Raw genomic sequence first — 17,392 nt, 5'->3', positions numbered from 1 at the left:
TGTCAGGCGTCCTCGCTACTCAGCCGTTGCAGACACGCGACAGCGCGCCGCAGGCTGTCCGCACGTAGGACGGCCACGTCCGGCCGCCAGCGGTCGGTAGCGTACTCGATCAGCCGCGACGCGTAGGCCGATCCCTCGGTCCGGCCGCTCCCCTGGCGCGGGACCATGTCCCGGCGAACATCGCGGCGACGCGACAGACGCGCCAGGTTGACCATGGTCTGTTTGGGATGGTCCAACCCCTCGGGGTCCGCGGTCACCCTGCTCCGCGCGACCCCGATGAAGGCCGCCAGCCGCTCCGCGTCCGCCATGAGCCACGCCTCGATCGCTCGTACGACGACTCGAAAGCACATCCGCGGAGCGGGCTGCCGCAACCACGCGTCACGTACTGACGGTGCGCATTCTCCTTCCGTGTCGAGGTCGACGAGCACGACCCACGGAGCGTGATGCGCGGCGTTGTTGTAGCCGCGGATCCGGTCTCTGAGAAACGGCTTGCCGTTCTTGCCGTAGACCGTGCCGGGATGCCCTCCGACGTGACGGATGAGCCGGTCAACGACCGCTTCGTCGAGGCTTCCCTCAACCGCCGCAGAGACGGTCACCGCGGCCGACACCGTCACGCGTCTCCGAACAGCGCGAGCTGGGCGGCGTTCTTCGGTCGCGTCTTCGGTATGGCGATTTCGGCAAGAGACAGGCCCCCTTCCAGCAGCTTGCGCACTTCCTGGTTCGAGCTGGCCGGTACCACTTCGGTACCTTCGGCACTCGTCACCAGCAGCATCGCCTCGTCGAGGCCGATGCCCTCATCACGCAGCAGGTCTGGAGAGTGCGTGCTCACGAACACCTGCCGGCCGCTTCGGCGCTGCACGCGGGCCAGCATCTGCGGCAGCACGCGTACGATTTCGGGATGGAGCGACAGCTCCGGCTCTTCGAGCAGCAACGGACCTCCCTTGTCCATCGCCGCCCAGAGCAAACCCATCAGACGGAGGGTCCCGTCGGAGAACTGCTCCTCGCTCTGCCACGCCCCCCGCGCTCGCCAGTGCTGGTACTTGCCCCGCAGATGCGGCGTGCCGCGCGCGTCGCGCCACAGATCGATCTGCTCGAGTTGCGGCACCGCCACCCGCAGGGCACGCTGTATGCGACCGAGCCGGGCAGTCCGCGTGCGTTCCTGCGTCTTGGCGACCTGCTCCAGAAAATCACCGCCGAAAGGATCGTTGGGGCGACCGACTGACCGATCGGGCTCGCGGACCAACTGCGGCACCAGGTGCAGGTAGCGGATGGAGCTGAAGAACGCAACCAGTTCCCGAAACCGTTGATTGACGTTGACCTGCTCCAGGTAGGTCTGGGTGAGCCGCTCCGGATCTGCGGAATCCTGCTTGTTCGGTCTCTTGACCAGCGCCTTTCCGTCACGACTCACGCGCTCCGTTCGGATGCGCGGGCGCCGCTGCTTGTCCTGGTGAAACGCAATCTCGTACTCCCAGGCGACACCGCCGCCCTCTTCTTCGAGGTGAACCGTCATCTCCACGTCTGGGTACTGACGAGCCGCCAGGCAACGAATGCCGCTGACTCCGCCGCGCCGAGGGTGGAGAACAGCTTCACGGAACCCGCTGCCGGAGAGGGCGATATCCCGGAGAAACCGGAAGGCATCCAGGAAGTTGGACTTCCCCGACGCGTTCGCTCCCACGAGAAACAGGCGGTCCTGAAGGGCAACGTCCACGCGCAGGAAGTTCTTCCAGTTGCGCAGCCGCAGACGCCGGAACCGCAGATCCCTGCTCATCAACTCTCCTGGACGCCCTATGTCTCCGCTCCGTACTCCGGCCGGTCGTCGCGCACCCGCATCGGCCGCGTCATGGCGTCGACCTTCAGATAGTAATGCTGCACCTTCGTCACCTCGTGCCACGGGAACCGGGCCGGGTTCTCGATCGGTTCCTGGAGCACCGGTGTCTCGCTGCAGTTGGTGACGACGTACAGCCAGTAGCAGTCCGGCCGGTCCTCGGCGACGCGGCGTTCGTTGGGAGTCAGCAGTATCGTGCCGGTCGCGGCCGCGAGACCTTTGACCTCGATCAGCCGGAGGTCGCCGGACGCCGGGTCGAGGCTCGTGACGTCGTAGCCGAGGTTCTTCGCGCTCACGTCCTCGACGTGCCGCCCCCGGCCCCGCTCGTGGTCCATGACAACCCGCATCGCCGTCGCCTCGGTCTCCGGTCCGGGCTGGTGACGCGTCACCTCGGCGGCGCCGCGGTCCGGATGCGGCAGAACCAGCAAGCTGGTCATCCGCTCGACTCCCTGCAGCGAGAGCGCTTGCTGCTGTTGGAGTTCCTGACGCCGCCGTTCGCGGCGCGCCAGCAGCTCCGCGTGCCGCACCTCGGCCATGGCGAGTCGCCCTTCTGCGCCCTGGCGACCCTCGTCCACGTCGTCGGCAGCCCGCCCGATCTCCTCGTCGGTCCGCTGCAGAAGCTCCGTGAGCGAGAGCTCGACGTGATCCGCAACGCGCTCGACCTCGGCCAGACGCTCGGCGCGCGTGGCATCGAGGAACGGTACGAGGACGTGCTCCTGGAGCCAGGACACCGGCTCCGGCCGGTGCGCGATCGCCGGCAACGTGTCCGGGACGGGAGCCGGGCTCAGGTCGCCGAGCACACCCGGCTCGCACCGGCACGGCTCGTTGTCACCGGCCAGTTCCACCGCGAAGACCCGTTCATGCACGACGTGGCCGAGTCCGTCGACCACCCGTGCCCGGTAGAAGTCGATCCGCGTCGGCGCGTTGTGTGCGAGCGAATAGAAGGTGGCGCCGCACGCCAGCGGCTCGAGCGCCTGCTCGCGCGCATGGCGGCGCACGGCCTCGAAAAGTGGGTGGCCCGGCGTGACCCATTCGAGCGCGTTCTTCTGGGCGGTGTCGCGATCCGTGCTGCAACGCGGATAACGCATCGCCAGCTCCGGCAGCCTCCAGTCGGGTTCGCGCTCGTAGCGGCGCAGCGATGCCGGCGTGCGCCCCGGCACGAACGTGTGCGCCAACCCACCGATGAAATCGAGCTTCAGCGGCGCCAGCGGCGCGGCGTCCCGCAGAAAGCGTGCGATGGTCTCCGGCACGACCCGGCGCTCGCGGGCGCGGGCGCGCCGCTCGACCAGCATCTCCAGGTTCAGGTTCTTCGTCGCCAGTCCCTCCAGGGCGTTCTGGCAGATGTTGCGGAAGCGGCCCTCGTCGACGTCCCGCAACAGCCGCTCTTCCAGATCCTCGCCACCGAGCCGGCCGGCGTAGTAGTCGCGCAGGACGCGCTCCACATAGGCTGCGGGTAACACCTCGCCGACGACGTTGAACACTGCGTCGTCGTCGAGCGCGTCGCGGATCTCCTGCAGCTTGTCGAGCAGGCGCTGGAGAACATGCCCCTCGATGGTGTTCGTGGCGACGAAGTTGAAGATCAGACAGTCCTTCTCCTGGCCGTAGCGGTGGATGCGCCCCATGCGCTGTTCCAGGCGGTTCGGATTCCACGGGATGTCGTAGTTGAAGAGGATGTTGCAGACCTGCAGGTTGATCCCCTCGCCCGCGGCCTCGGTCGCCACCAGCACCTGGACCGCACCCTCGCGGAACTGCTGCTCGGCGTGGAGCCTGGTCCCTGCCTCGTCCCGCGCGCCCGGCTTCATGCCGCCGTGGATCGTCGCCACCTTGAAGCCCCAGGCTTCGAGCTTCTCGACGAGGTAGTCGAGGGTGTCCTTGAACTCCGTGAAGAGGACCAACCGCTGATCCGGGCGGTCGAAGAACCCCTGGCCGCGCAGAAGGTCTTCGAACTTGGCCAGCTTCGCCTCGACGCCCGCCTGCTCGACGTTCTCTGCCTTGACGGCCAGCGCTCTCAGCTCCGCGATCTCCTGGCGCACCATCTGGGCATTTCCGGCCAGCGTGATCGCGTCGAGCAACCGCTCCAATCGTTCACGGTCGCGCTCCTCCATCTCGTCGAGCTCGTCCATGCTCGGCAGGTCCGGCGGCGCGGTGCGCACGAGATCCTCGGCCTGCGCGAGCCCGCGCTCCAGACGGTCGGCACGGTTTCCGAGGCTGCGCCGCATGGCCCGCGTGCTCGACGCCAGGCGCCGCTGGTAGAGCGCCATCAGGAAGCCCACGGCGCGGGCGCGCGGATCGTTGCCCTCTGCCGCTGCCCGGATACTCTGCCGCTTCACGAACTCCGTCACCTCCCGGTACAGCTCGAACTCCGAGCCGTCGATCTTGAAGTCGACGGTGCTCGGAATACGCTTCGTGAAGATCTTGCGCGCCGCCCACTCCCCGTTCTCGTCCCGCTGCGGAAAGTAGACCATCGCCTCCTTCGTGCGCCGCAAGTAGAACGGCGCGCGCCCAGCGTCCATCGCCTGCCGGATTGAACGCACGTCGGCGTAGGCGTCGCGGTCGAGGAGTTGCAGAAAGAGCGAGAAGTTCTCGGGATCCCCCTTGTGCGGCGTCGCGGTCAGCAGCAGGATGTGGTCGGACGAATCCCGCAGCAGCTCGCCCAACTTGTAGCGCTGGCTCTTGTGCGACTCGTCGCGCGCCGACATCCGGTGCGCCTCGTCCACGACGACCAGATCCCAGTGCACCTGCCGCAAGCCCGGCAGGATCTCCTCGCGCTTGGCAAGATCCAGCGACGTCACCACCTTCGGCTGCTGCATCCACTGGTTCACGCCGAACTGCGCGCGCAACTCGCTTCCCTTCAGCACCACGAACGTCTCGTCGAACTTCTCCTGCAACTCGCGCTGCCACTGGAAGGCGAGGTTCGACGGCGCGACGACCAGGATCCGCTCCGCGAGACCGCGCAACTGGAGTTCGCGGATCAGCAGCCCGGCCATGATCGTCTTCCCGGCGCCGGCATCGTCGGCCAGCAGGAACCGCACGCGCGCCAGCTTCAGCAGGTGGTCGTAGACCGCTTCCAACTGGTGCGGCAGCGGATCCACGCGGGAGACCGACAACCCGAAGTAGGGATCGAACTCCCAAGCAATCCCGAGCGCGTGCGCCTGCAGGCCCAACCGCAGCAGCGCGCCGTCTCCGTCGTACCGGAAACCGCTGTCAAGAACTGTCAGTCCCACCAGCTCGGCCGTCCCGAGGGAGACCTTCCGGAATCGTTCCGACCGCGTGCCGACCAGGCCGAGCGTCCAACTCCCCGGCCCCGTCTCGGCGACGGTCTCCACGCGCATCGGCTCGTTGAAGAGCGGGCCGGTCAGGATCTGTCCTTCCGTCGGCGTCGTCGGGGTGTTCATCGGTGACGATGGTGCACCGCGGTCGGCATGCGACCGCCGGCTACCCGAGAGCGTACGCGAAGCCGCGCCATCCGGTCGACTCGCCGGCGTCCTCCTGCCGCCGGCCCGGCAGGCATCGGGTCCGAAAACGGCCAGTACGCACTGCGTCCCGGCGCTATAGTCCGAAGCGTGCTGGACGCCGACGTCTGCGAGCGCGCCCGCCTGTCGCGCGACGCGCGCTTCGACGGCCGCTTCTTCATCGGCGTCGTGACAACCGGCATCTACTGCCGGCCGGTCTGCCCGGTCCAGCCGCCGAGGGGCGCCAACGTCCGCTTCTACGACTCCGCGGCCGCCGCGGATCGCGCAGGCTTTCGCCCCTGCCTGCGGTGCCGGCCCGAGACGGCGCCGGGCACGCCGGCATGGAACGGATCCCCGGCCATGGTGCGGCGGGCGCTACGCCTGATCGACGACGGGGCCCTCGACGTTGCCGGCGCCGACGAACTGTCCCAGCGACTCGGCGTCAGCGCACGGCATCTGCGCCGACTCTTCGACCGCCACGTCGGCGCGTCGCCGGTACAGGTCGCTTCGACGTGCCGCCTCCACCGGGCAAAGCGGCTGATCGACGCCACCGACCTGCCGTTCACCGCGGTCGCGCAGGTCGCCGGATTCGGAAGCGTCCGCCGCTTCAACGACGTGCTGCACCGGGTATACGGCCGCACGCCGCGCGAGCTGCGCCGTCGACGCCGGCCGGCGCCGGCGGGCCTCGGTCAACTCGATGAAGCGCTGCGCCTGCGCTTGAACTACCGCGCTCCGTACGACGCCACGGCACTGCTGGAGTTTCTGGCGCCGCGCGCGGTGCCCGGCGTGGAGGTCGTCGATATCCCCCGGAGAACCTACCGGCGCACGTTTCGCCTGGCGGGAGAAAAGCCCCGAAACGGCGGGCGGCGCCAATCGCGGTCGGAAAGGAACGTCGCTGCCGGCATCGTGCGCGTCGAGGCGGGTGGCGACGGGTACCTGGATGTGGAGATCGATCCTCCGAACGCCCGCGTGCTGCTGGACGTGGCAGGCCGGCTGCGGCGCCTTTTCGACCTGGACGCCGATCCCCTGTCGTTCGGCCCGCATCTGTCCGGCGCGCACGGCCTGTCCGCCCGGATGGATGCGCTGCCCGGCATTCGCATTCCCGGCGCCTGGGACGGCTTCGAGCTGGCGGTGCGCGCGATCCTGGGCCAGCAGGTAACGGTGAAGGGCGCGACGACGCTGGCCGGAAGGCTGGTCGACAAGCTGGGAGAAGCGCTCCCGGACCACCTGAGCGGATCGGGCCTCGCGCGGACCTTTCCATCGCCGGGCGCGGTCGCAGCATTCGACCTGCGCACCATCGGGGTACCCGCCGCCCGCGCCGCGGCCCTGCGCGCCCTGGCCGAGTCCGTGGCGACCGGCACGCTGAATCTCGGCCCGGCCGCCGACCCGGACACGACTCGCGGACGACTGACCGCCATCCCGGGCGTCGGTCCCTGGACCGCGGAGTACGTCGCCATGCGAGCACTACACGATCCCGACGCTTTCCCCGCCGGCGATCTGGGCCTGCGCAAGGCCGTCTCGAGCGGCGCCCCGGTCAACTCCCGGGAACTCCGGACGATGGCGGAGGCGTGGCGCCCGTGGCGCGCCTATGCCGCCATGCTGCTCTGGCAGGACGGCGCTGCGCAACAACCGGGGTAGAAGGAGGTAGAGATGCCCAGGTCGTACCATGACTTCGACACGCCCATCGGTACTCTGCGGCTGGTTGGCGACGAGCGACACCTCGAACGCGTCGACCTGCCGAACACGGCGGTTCGTCAACCGGATGCGGGATGGCGCGAGAAACGCAGTGCGCTGCCCGCCGCGCTGCACGCGGCGAAGCGCCAGTTGGTGGAGTACTTCGACGGGACCCGCCGCGATTTCGACCTGCCGCTCGCTCCCGACGGCACCGCGTTCCAGTGCCAGGTATGGGAGGAGCTCCGCCGAATCTCGTACGGCAAGACCATCTCCTATGGCGAGCTGGCTCGCCGCATCGGCAAGCCGACCGCGTCACGCGCGGTGGGCGCGGCGAACGGCAGGAACCCGCTCGCCATCGTCGTGCCCTGCCACCGTGTCGTCGGCGCCGACGGCACGCTCACCGGCTACGGCGGCGGCCTGTCGGTCAAGCAAGCGCTCCTCTCCCTTGAACGCCGCGTAGCCGGCAAGGCTGTGCTTCTGCAGTACTGAGAGATGGCCGATGAGAGGGTCGCTGATGCGAGTCTACCGCTGGAGCTTGGGGTACTCCTCGCATGCCTCTCGTAGCGAAGGCGGAGCACCTTCGTCGAGCCTCTGCACCTCGTGACACATCCTGAACAGGGCGTCCGCCTGAGCGACGCAGTCTCCCTCGCGCTTCAGCTTCCGGTACTTCGTGTCCTCATCGACCGTCATTCCGCCGAGAAACGCCAGCCACGTCTCGATGTTCCTCCGCGGCACAATCACGAGAACCGGCTCATTGTCGTCTCTTCTCCGAGTCTCCTTCTCGTCGCACGCCGCGTCCAACTGCGCACGTCGAACCGCTGTCGAATGGGTGTCCGCGTCCGTTACAACTATCAGGTAGACGCCCTGCCTTCTGCGAATTGCTCGCAGTTCCGTCGGATAGCGTTCGCGAACCCATTGCTCGCCCGACTGGCGACCGCCGGGAAGGGGGAGCGTACGGATGTCCCGGCCGCGGAAGTTGCGGTGCCTCAGGAACCGGCGCACGAACGCATCCGTCTGCAAGTCCTCGCAGAGGAGTGTGATGCTGACTCCGCTCACTCTCGGTCCCAGCCTCGTGCGACTGTCTCCGACAGCGAGATGCCATCGCCCGTTGTTTGCGGCTCGTTGCCGACCCGCACCGGGCCGTTCCCGTCCCGGTAGAACCACCTGCCCTTCGCGCCGGCCATGTAATCTATCGTTACGGGATGATGAGAGGCTACCACTGCCTGATCAAGCACACTTCCACAACGCCCAACGACCTCGGCGAGCCATGGTTGAACCTCTCGAAGGGCGAGATAGTTGTCCGGTTCGTCGAGGAACAGTGACACGCGGCGGTTCGTCGACAAGAAGACGAGACAATACAACGCGATGAGCATCCGTTGACCGTCGGAAAGCTGACCGAAACCGTAGCGGTCCACCCCGCGTTCGTCAGTCGGTCTACGAAACGCCACCTTGAGCGCACGGGTATTCTCTCCCGATTCGGCCAAGTCCATGGATTCGAATCCTGGAAGTGCCTCGCCAAGCGCGCCAAATAAGCCTGCAATGGCACCCATGTTCTCCTGCGCGGCGTATCTGTACCAGGCCACGAAGTTCTGCATCAATGGTTCGAGATACTCGTCCTCGCTCGTCGTCTCGGACCTGAAGAGTGGCGGACACGGTCCCGCAATGACAAGACCTGCCATCACCTGCCTGAAGTCATTCAGTCTCCGGGTGCTTGAGCTCGTCCTCACGAGGCCGACGCCGGATCCTCCCAATTCGACAGGAAACGAAGGTGTCTGGGCGCCGTCGTCGTCGTACAGTCGCAGGGTGCCTTCCTGAAACACCAGGATTGGTCTGCCGTTGTGCTCAAGTATCTCCTCGCTAAGCTGCATCCCGCTGCGATCGCCGGCAGGCTGGATGCACAGGGCGTAGCGGTAGGCGCTCCCGGCGATTTGCAAGTCGAGCTCGAAACGCTGCTCGCTACGCTTCTGTAGCAGAGAGAGGTCGCCTACCTGGAAAGCCTCGCGGGTTCTGACTCCCCGCGCAACGAGATCCCGGATTCGGCGCAGGACATCCAGGACCGAGGTCTTCCCGCTACCGTTGGGCCCAAGAAGAATGTTCGTCTCGTCGAGCTTCAACTCGAAGTTGACCAGGCACCGGAAATTGTCGACATAGAGTCTCGTCACCATGGCGGCGGCCCCGAAAAGAAAGCCGGCGACACCACTGGCGCCGCCGGCGTCACTCTACATGATCCCGACGATCCGATTCAGACCTGCCCGCGCTAGGGCAGGCTGAGCGCGACCCACTGGCCGGGCACCTCGCGGCCCCCGATCGGCACGACGATGTACTGCTTGCCCTCGTGCAGGTAGGTCATCGGAACGCCGGTCGTCCCCGCCTCGAGCTCCATCTCCCAGACGACGTCGCCGGTCGCCTTGTCGTAGGCGCGGAACCAGGGCTCGCCGTAGTTGGTCACGATGTTGAGCGGCATCCCGTCCATAACGCGGCCGCCCGCCCGGATGCCGACGTCCGACCCCTCGCCGATGAAGAGCAGCGTCTTCGTCAGCAGCGGCCCCGGGCGGCCCGGGGATCCGAGACGGCCGAGGTTCAGGTGGGCGATGGCCGGGTGGTCGGTCGGCCCGTGGCCGTTCGGCACCATCCACACCTCTTCGCCGGTGTTCATGTCGAAGGCGGTGATGCGCCCGTAGGGCGGCTTGAACAGCGGCAGCCCGCGGGGCCCGCCGATCCACTGCCGCGTGCCCTTGATGTAGGCCAGATTGGTGCGGTCGGGGTTGCCCTCGAGGATGTCGGCGACGAACGGCGAGGTGATCGACGGAATGTAGAGGTAGTTCGTCTCCGGATCGAACGCGGCGCCCTGAACGTCCGCGCCGCCCTGCGAACCGGGAAGCTGGATGGTCCCCTGGTTGTCGTTGGGCCCGGCGCCGCGCACCGACGGCGGCGTGAACATCGGGCCGATGGTGTAGCGCTCGACGATCTCCAGCGCCTCTTCGCGCAGCTCCGGCGTGAAGTCGATCAGGTTCTCGACGGTCGCGCCCTGGCGATCGAACGCCGGCGGCTTCGTCGGAAACGGCTGCGTCGGGGAGGTGACCTCGCCCGGCGTGTTCGACTGCGGCACGGGACGCTCCTCGATCGGCCAGATCGGTTCGCCGGTCACGCGGTCGAACGCGAAGGCGAACGCCTGCTTCGTTATCTGGATCACGGCCTTGACGTCGCGCCCGTCGACAGTGAGGTCGGCCAGGATCGGTGCGGCCGGGATGTCGTAGTCCCACAGGCCGTGGTGCACGAGCTGGTAGTGCCAGACGCGCTCGCCCGTCTCGACGTCGACACAGACGATCGACTGCGAGAACAGGTTGTCGCCCGGCCGGTGCCCGCCGTACATGTCGTTGGTCGCCGAGGAGGTCGGCATGTAGACGTATCCGAGCTCTTCGTCGGCCGCGAAGAGCGACCAGACCGGCGCGTGGCCGCTGTACTCCCACGAGCCGTCGCCCCAGGTCTGGGTCCCGTACTCGCCCGCCTGCGGGATGGTGTGGAAGACCCACTTCAAATCGCCGGTGCGGACATCGAACGCGCGCACGTCGCCGCGGATGTCCTCCTTCGTGAAGAACGTGTCGCCCATCGACTGGCCCATCACGACCGTGTCGCGGACGACGGTCGGCGCGCCGCCCCAGCGGTAGCGCGCCCCCTCGGCCAGGCCGGTCTTCAAATCGACCCGTCCGTTGTCGCCGAAGTCGCGATACGGCTCGCCGGTCGCCGGGTCGAGCGCGTACAGCCACTCGCCACGGTGGGCGATGATGCGCCGCTGGGTCCCGTCGGTCCAGAAGGCGATGCCGCGGTGGCCCGCTCCTCGGAAGCCCGCCGGCCCCTCCTCGAAGGGCTGCTGCACCCAGATCGTCTCGCCGGTCGCCGGATCCCAGGCCTCGACCAGGCCGACCGCGTTCGGCGCGTAGGCGACGCCGTCGACCATCAGCGGCGTCGAGCGGTTGGCGTTGTTGTAGCCGAGATTCGGAACCACGTCGAGGATCGACTGGTCGACCGTCGGGCGCGTCCAGGCGATCTGCAACTGATCCACGTTGCCGGCACCGATCTGGTCCAGCGGCGAGTACTTCGTTGCGCCGTTGTCGGCGGCGTAGGCGCGCCACTGCCCGTCGACCGCCCCCTGCTGGGCGAGCGCGGACGTGACGGCGCAGGACAGGACGAGAACGAACGCACAGGCCACGGCGCCGACAGAAACATTGCGATCGCGCATCATCGTTTCCTCCAATTGCAGAGCGGTCAGATGCGAATTATAGGTCGCTGCGCGCATCGTCCGCATCGAGCGCCCGCCCGCGGCGCGAACCGCTGTCCGGCGTCGTCCGCGCCAGGTTCTCCGGTTGCGTCACGGACTCAGCCCGCGGCCGGCGGACGGCCGCCCGGAATCCGCTTGACGATGGCGCTGTAGTTCATGAGAACCCGGTCGCCGGTAGAGATCTGCCCGCGCACGAAAGTCAGCGAGCGCGTCCGGCGCACCACCTCGCCGGCCGCCTCGATCAACTGGCCCGGCTCGCTCGCGGCCACGAATTCGCAGTTGCAGGACACCGTGACGCATTTTTCCCCCGGCTGATCCCAGACCGCGGTCAGGCACAGCGCGAAGTCGGCGAAGGTCATCAGCATGCCGCCGTGCAGCGTGCCGCTGGTGTTGGCGTGCCGGCCGTCCGCCTGGAATGCGAACGAGATCCGGTTTCCCTCGATCTTGTAGCCCAGGGGCCCGACGTGGTCCTCGAAGGGATCCTCGTAGGCGTAGGGCTCGTAGCCGGGGGGCAGCGCGGGACTCACCGTCGAGTGCGACTCCATGCCCGGAATGGTATCGAAGTCGGCGGACGTGGTGCAGCCTCGCCCCTGTCAGGCGCACGGCTTCCGACAGTCGACATGACGACGAGATCGGCGAGCGCCGTCACCGTGCAAGCGCGGCGATGCGGGTCGGCTCGGCAAGCCAGTGATGCGGCAACGCCTGCGCCAGCGCCTCGCGCGGGAACGGCCCCCAGAGGGCGGCCGCGGTCTGCACCCCGGCGGCACGCCCGGCCTCGATATCGTGGGGCGAATCGCCGATGAAGATCGCGTCGGCCGGATCGGCCGAGAGTCGGCCCAATGCCGCCAGCACCGGCGCGGGGTGCGGCTTGTGCTCCCGCACGTCGTCGGCGCCGATCAGTACGCCGAAGAACTCCTCCAGCCCGCAGCGCGCCAGACCGCGGCGGGCCAGCGCGTGCGTCTTGCTGGTGACGACGGCCAGTTGCGCGCCCGCGCCGCGGAGTGCGCCGAGCGCACCCTCTATGCCCGCGTAGGACTTCAGGAGCCGATCGTGATGCGCGTCGGTATAGGCGCGGTAGGTATCGACCATTCGCGAGGCATGCTCGTCGTCCCGCGCGAACTTGCGAAGCTGCGGCCGGAGCGGCGTGCCGAAGCCGGCCCGCCAGGCCGTGTCGTCCGGCACGGCCCCCAGGTGCGTCCGCATCGTGTGGCGGAACGACGCCATGATGAGCGGGATCGAATCGATGAGCGTCCCGTCGAGGTCGAAGAGGAAGGTACGAAAGTGTCGCGCGGCGGCCACGGCGGATTATAGCGCCGCGATTGGAGCGGTTCGGGGAAGCCCGATCCGATTGGCCGCCCGGCGGACCCGGACCACCTCAGAAGCCGAGCCCGGCGCCGGCGTGGATCCGCACCGAGCCGCGGAAATCGTGCCCGGCGTCGAGGTGCAGGCTGCCGAAAGGTACGGTCAGGAAGACGCCGGCGCCGGCCCCCTTCACGAACCGCTGGTCGCTCAGGGACCGCCCGGCGTCGTACACGGCGGCCGTGTCGTAGAAGAAGCGCACCCCGGCGTTCCCCATGGAAATCGGCGAGCCCAGCGGCAACCGGAGCTCGATCGAGGCCGCCGCGAGGCGATCTCCCACCTTTGCGCCCACCCGCCACCCGCGCAGGTTGCCGCCGCCGCCCAGCAGGGCCTTCTCGTAGGGCGGCAATGCCGCGGAGGCCCCCTCGAACAGGAAGCGCGCAGCCAGAACCGCCTGTCCTCCCACCCCCTTGAACGCCTGCGCGTCGATGCGCGGCCGGATGACGGCGCCCGATCGTCCCGCGATTCCCATCCGCTCGACCGCGGCGCGCAGCTTCACGTCGTCGCGCGGGAACGCGCCGGCCGAGACGCCGTCGAAATCCAGACCGACGGTCAGCCGCGTGAGCCGGTCGGCCGGACCGACGAACCCGACATCTTCCCACGCCGCCTCCGCGCCCGCGCGCAGTCCGTTCCCCAGATCGCGATCGAAGCCGACCCAGGCCCGCGTCCGCCGATCCTCGACCCCGAAGTACGGATGCGTCCGGCGTCCGTGCGACCCGCCGGCCCGCACGCGGTCGGACCCGCGGGACAGCGGTCTCTCCACCTCCATCGTCACGCGCTTGTCGCCTCCCCAGGTCGCCGGCACCGACACCCGGCTCCCTTCCCCCAACACATCCACGAGGCTGAAACGCGCGCCGTAGGAGACCCCGTACCCTTCGTCGTAGCGCAGGACGGGCAACCACATCGACTGCCCGGCAAGGCGGGCGAGCGATCGCACCACCGGGTTCCGAATCGATGCCCGCGGCCGCTCCCGCACCACGATGATCAGCGCGATGCGGTCCGTCGCGGTGAGCGAGCGGTATCGCTTGCGCACCTCGACCTCCTGGAAGCGCCCGCTGGCTTCGAGGCGCTCGGTGATGGCATCGACGGCGACCTGGTCGACGACGTCCCCGACCGCGACACCGGCGAGCGCCAGCACCTCGGCGTCCGGCATGGTGTGGTTGCCATGGATCCGGAGATCGACGACCGTCTCCGGCGGCGGCGCCTGAGCAAGAAGGCCGGGTGGGAGAGGCGTGAGAATGGGCGCAAGAGCGACCGCCGCTGTGAGGAACGCGCCGGGCATGCGGTTCGGACAGCGACGTCGAGTCATCGCGGCACGCCCGGTTCGACCGTTCGCACGCGACCACCCGTCTCCGCTTCGCGGTAGTTCGCGTACGTGCGCGTGGCCGTCGCCTCGTACGTCCCCGTCGCCAGCGACAACGCGGCCCGCATGTCGATGCGCGCCGGCAGCCAGACTCCCGGAAAGGGCTGGCGCATCGTCATCGACGCGGTCAGATCGTCCAGGCGGAACAGCCAGCGCCCCGGCAGAAAATCGAAGCCGAGGTTGTCGAAGGTGTAGCGCACGATCTGGTATTGCTCCGGCTCTATCCAGAGGGTGACGAGGCTGGTCTTCTCCATCGCCGCCGCCTCGCGATCGCCGCCGCCAACCGAAACCGATCTCCTCTCCGAACCCTGGGCTTCGGAGTTGGCGTCGCGTGCCCGCTCCCCGTCTCCGTCGGGCTCGCCCTCGTCGGGCCTGGTGAAGAGCCGCTCCGGGTAGTACTCGATGCGCAGGACCTCGTGCCCGTCCAGCGTTTCGCGACCGACCAGGTAGTAGTTGCCGGGTTCGAAATCGAAGTCCAGGAAGTACGCGTCGGAGACGAAGCGGGGCTCGATATTGCTCCACACGGGGTCCCCGGACCCCGGCGCCCGAATCTCGTCCCCTCCCGCCGCCGCACCGGCCAACGCCGACAGCGCGGCGCGGCGCTCGGCGAGGGCGGCGGCGCGGACCCTGGCCACCTCGGGATCCGCGTGCGCTTCGGCCGGCGTCGTGTCCACCGCCGCCAGCGGCAGCTCGAACCGCACGGCCAGGTCGAACAGCTCGAGAAACCCGGCGAACTCCTGCTCCGTCGCGGATGGCGCGGCCGGTGCGATCGACGCGACGGCACGGCCCAACACACCCGCCACCTCGTCGGGGAGCAGGCGGCCGGTCTCCAGCATCGCGAACCCGTCGCGCGTCCGCTGCACGGCGCGTTCGAACCCTACCGCCGATACGCCTCCCGCCGCCTCGAGAATCCGGGCGGCGGCCGCCGTGATCGCGGCGTGGTCGTCGCCCCACGTCCGAGCCTGCTCCGTGATGCCGTCGAGCAACAGCTCGTCGTCGATGCGGGCGCCCCACAGGCGCTCGATGGCCAGCTCCACGTTGTCGCGCGTCGACCGTTGCGAAACACGCGTCGGCGACCCGCGCTCTTCCCGGCGCCGCACGCGGCGCCGCTGCTCCCGCTCGAGCCATCGCGCCTCGTAATCGCGCCGGCGCGAATCGTCTATCGTCACGCCGTCGACGCGGACCGGACTCCGCACGAAGAAACCGTCGCGCTCGTACCAGGTGTACTCGCCGCGGAAACCCCACAGGACCGCGCCTCCCGGTCCCGAGAGCCGAAACTGCGACCGCTCGTCGAGCACGTACTGCAGCCGGACTGCCGCGTTCCGCTCGCGCTGCTCCAGCACGCGCTCCATGAAGCGGTCGAGCTCGTTGTCGTCGTCCTGCGCGCCAAGCGCCGTCGGATCGGCCGCTAGCACGACAAGGATGGCCAGGGCGTGCCACGTGGTCCTGCGGAGCCGCTGCATCACGTAGCCTCCGAACCCTCGCTCATCATTCGCCGAACGTCCACGCAAGTTGCGCCATCGGGAACACCGGCATCCTCGTTCCGGGTTCTGGGGAAGCAAGACGCGTACCGGGCGATGGTCGCGGCGCGCCGCACCGGAGCACCGACGGGATGACGCGTACCGAACATGCCGTGTCCTCCGCCGGTCACCGGATGTCCACCGGCGGTGACACGCAACGAAGCTCCGCTGTGCCTCCGGCGGCGGAGCGCGATCGGTCCGCCATCTTCCCGCATCCCTGTTTTGGCGCGACTCCAAGGCATGACGATACTCCACGGCCCGCTGTTCCCGGTGGCTCGATGATGACTTCCGCTCACCCTGGGATATCCTGATCGGGAGCGACACCGTTGCCTCTGCCAATCACTCAGGTCGATGCCTTCACCAGCGAGCCGTTCAAGGGCAACCCGGCGGCAGTCTGCTTGCTGCCCCGCCCGACCGACGCTTCCTGGATGCAGCGCGTTGCGCGCGAGATGAACCTGTCGGAGACCGCTTTCCTGGTGCGCCGCGACGATGGCGGATTCGACCTTCGCTGGTTCACGCCGGCAGTCGAGGTCGACCTGTGCGGCCACGCGACCCTGGCGAGCGCCCACGTGCTGTGGGAAGAAAACCACCTTGCCCCGGACACGCCGGCCGTCTTCCACACCCGGTCCGGCCGCTTGTCGGCGGTCCTGCGCGGCGGTTGGATCGAGATGGACTTCCCGGCGGAACCGGACGAGCCGGCGGCCATTCCGGACGGTCTGGCCGATGCTCTCGGGACCGAGCCGACCTACGTCGGGCGCAACCGCTTCGACTACCTCGTCCAGGTCGACGCAGAGGCGACGGTGCGCCGTCTGGCCCCGGACTTCAGGCGCCTCCGGGAGATCGACGCCCGCGGCGTCATCGTGACGGCGCGGGCCGAGACGGACCGCTTCGATTTCGTGTCGCGCTACTTCGCCCCGCACGCCGGCATCGACGAGGATCCAGTGACCGGGTCGACCCACTGTTGCCTGGGCCCCTACTGGCAACGCCGGCTCGGCCGGAATACGTTCACGGCGTGGCAGGCCTCCGAGCGCGGTGGTCTCGTCCGGGTCCGCGTGCACGACGAACGGGTCGCGCTGTCCGGTCAGGCGGTGACCGTCCTGCGCGGCGAGCTGCTGGCCGGACACGAGGCCTGACGTCAAGGATTCGCCGCGTCCGCGGGTTCGACGACACCGCCACCGTGCCGGGGTCCGATTACGCCTGCCGTCACCCATCGGGTAAGCTGACTCTCATGCAGGGAAGCGGACTCGCCCGCAAGCGGGCATTCCGCGCCGTCCTCAACATGTGCACTGTCCGTCATCCCCGGCTGGCGCGAAGGAGAGGGCGATGAACGGCGCCGGCACCGCGGCCCGGCGCGACAAGTCCGAAGCGCCCGCGCGAGCCACCTACCAGGACGTGCTCGACGCCCCCGCGCATCGAGTGGCCGAAATCGTCGATGGGACCCTGCACACCCAACCGCGGCCCGCCATGCCGCATGCGCTTGCGAGCTCCCGTCTGGGCGGCGAGCTCACGGGACCCTTCGACAGGGGCCGCGGCGGTCCGGGCGGGTGGTGGATCATCGACGAGCCCGAGCTGCATTTTGGCGAGGACGTCCTGGTGCCGGACCTGGCAGGGTGGCGCCGGAAGCGGATGCCCGACTATCCCGACGCGGCCTACGTCGCCTTGGCCCCGGATTGGGTGTGCGAAGTGCTCTCCGCTTCGACGCGCAAACTCGACCTGCATGGCAAGCGTCCGATCTATGCCCGCGAAGGAGTGGGACACCTATGGCTCGTGGACCCGGCGGACCGCACCCTAGAGGCGTTCGAGATGCGTGAAGGGCACTGGGTGCTGATCGCGACGGCCAAGGACGCCGATCCGGTGTGCATCCGCCCCTTCGATGCGATCACCTTCAGCCTCGGCGACCTGTGGCCCTGAGAGGACGCC

General features: G+C 68.6%; 14 protein-coding genes. 4 read left to right on the top strand and 10 right to left on the bottom strand.

Annotation, left to right across the window (positions count from 1 at the left end; translation table 11 throughout):
* Nucleotides 1–2: 2 nt before the first annotated feature.
* The 3 genes from F4X11_04290 to F4X11_04280 are packed head-to-tail and all read right to left on the bottom strand — an operon-like array spanning nt 3 to nt 5,220.
* A complete protein-coding gene (locus F4X11_04290; protein ID MYN64234.1) occupies nt 3–614 on the bottom strand; it encodes a hypothetical protein in 612 nt (203 codons plus the stop codon).
* Nucleotides 611–1,768 (bottom strand): ATP-binding protein, encoded by a 1,158-nt coding sequence (locus tag F4X11_04285; protein MYN64233.1) that lies wholly within the window; start codon nt 1,766–1,768, stop codon nt 611–613. Before F4X11_04285 ends, F4X11_04290 begins: the two co-directional genes overlap by 4 nt.
* Nucleotides 1,769–1,785: 17 nt before the next feature.
* The gene (locus tag F4X11_04280) at nt 1,786–5,220 is read right to left on the bottom strand and encodes a DUF3883 domain-containing protein (GenBank protein ID MYN64232.1); all 3,435 of its coding nucleotides are present in this window, start codon (nt 5,218–5,220) and stop codon (nt 1,786–1,788) included.
* 27 nt (nt 5,221–5,247) lie between these two features.
* Between F4X11_04280 and F4X11_04275 the strand changes: the two genes are divergently transcribed.
* A complete protein-coding gene (locus F4X11_04275) occupies nt 5,248–6,915 on the top strand; it encodes a DNA-3-methyladenine glycosylase 2 family protein (protein MYN64231.1) in 1,668 nt (555 codons plus the stop codon).
* Nucleotides 6,916–6,927: 12 nt separating this feature from the next.
* The gene (locus F4X11_04270) at nt 6,928–7,440 is read left to right on the top strand and encodes a methylated-DNA--[protein]-cysteine S-methyltransferase (GenBank protein MYN64230.1); all 513 of its coding nucleotides are present in this window, start codon (nt 6,928–6,930) and stop codon (nt 7,438–7,440) included.
* Between the two features lie 33 nt (nt 7,441–7,473).
* Here the strand turns inward: F4X11_04270 and F4X11_04265 are convergent, their stop codons facing one another.
* From F4X11_04265 to F4X11_04235, 7 genes are all read right to left on the bottom strand, one after another.
* Nucleotides 7,474–7,953: a hypothetical protein gene (locus tag F4X11_04265; protein ID MYN64229.1), complete on the bottom strand. Its 480-nt coding sequence runs from the start codon at nt 7,951–7,953 to the stop codon at nt 7,474–7,476.
* 50 nt (nt 7,954–8,003) lie between these two features.
* A complete protein-coding gene (locus tag F4X11_04260; protein MYN64228.1) occupies nt 8,004–9,116 on the bottom strand; it encodes an AAA family ATPase in 1,113 nt (370 codons plus the stop codon).
* Nucleotides 9,117–9,208: 92 nt separating this feature from the next.
* Nucleotides 9,209–11,257 (bottom strand): PQQ-binding-like beta-propeller repeat protein, encoded by a 2,049-nt coding sequence (locus tag F4X11_04255; GenBank protein ID MYN64227.1) that lies wholly within the window; start codon nt 11,255–11,257, stop codon nt 9,209–9,211.
* Between the two features lie 71 nt (nt 11,258–11,328).
* A complete protein-coding gene (locus tag F4X11_04250; GenBank protein MYN64226.1) occupies nt 11,329–11,775 on the bottom strand; it encodes a PaaI family thioesterase in 447 nt (148 codons plus the stop codon).
* A 100-nt stretch (nt 11,776–11,875) separates the two neighbouring features.
* Complete coding sequence (locus F4X11_04245) at nt 11,876–12,529, bottom strand: HAD-IA family hydrolase (GenBank protein ID MYN64225.1); 654 nt, start codon at nt 12,527–12,529, stop codon at nt 11,876–11,878.
* A 76-nt stretch (nt 12,530–12,605) separates the two neighbouring features.
* Nucleotides 12,606–13,898 carry a BamA/TamA family outer membrane protein gene (locus F4X11_04240; GenBank protein ID MYN64224.1) on the bottom strand — a complete coding sequence of 431 codons (1,293 nt, stop codon included), beginning with the start codon at nt 13,896–13,898 and terminating at the stop codon, nt 12,606–12,608.
* Nucleotides 13,895–15,415 (bottom strand): hypothetical protein, encoded by a 1,521-nt coding sequence (locus F4X11_04235; protein ID MYN64223.1) that lies wholly within the window; start codon nt 15,413–15,415, stop codon nt 13,895–13,897. Before F4X11_04235 ends, F4X11_04240 begins: the two co-directional genes overlap by 4 nt.
* Before the next feature lie 383 nt (nt 15,416–15,798).
* On the opposite strand from F4X11_04235, the gene F4X11_04230 reads away from it, so the two are divergent.
* Entirely contained in the window at nt 15,799–16,605 is an 807-nt protein-coding gene (locus F4X11_04230) for a PhzF family phenazine biosynthesis protein (GenBank protein ID MYN64222.1), read from the top strand.
* A 190-nt stretch (nt 16,606–16,795) separates the two neighbouring features.
* On the top strand, nt 16,796–17,383 hold the full coding sequence (locus F4X11_04225; protein MYN64221.1) for a Uma2 family endonuclease: 588 nt from the start codon (nt 16,796–16,798) through the stop codon (nt 17,381–17,383).
* The last annotated feature ends 9 nt before the right edge of the window (nt 17,384–17,392 follow it).

Source organism: Acidobacteriota bacterium (assembly GCA_009861545.1).
In the GTDB taxonomy this organism is placed as follows: domain Bacteria; phylum Acidobacteriota; class Vicinamibacteria; order Vicinamibacterales; family UBA8438; genus WTFV01.
This window is presented reverse-complemented; position numbering and strand designations above follow the sequence as displayed.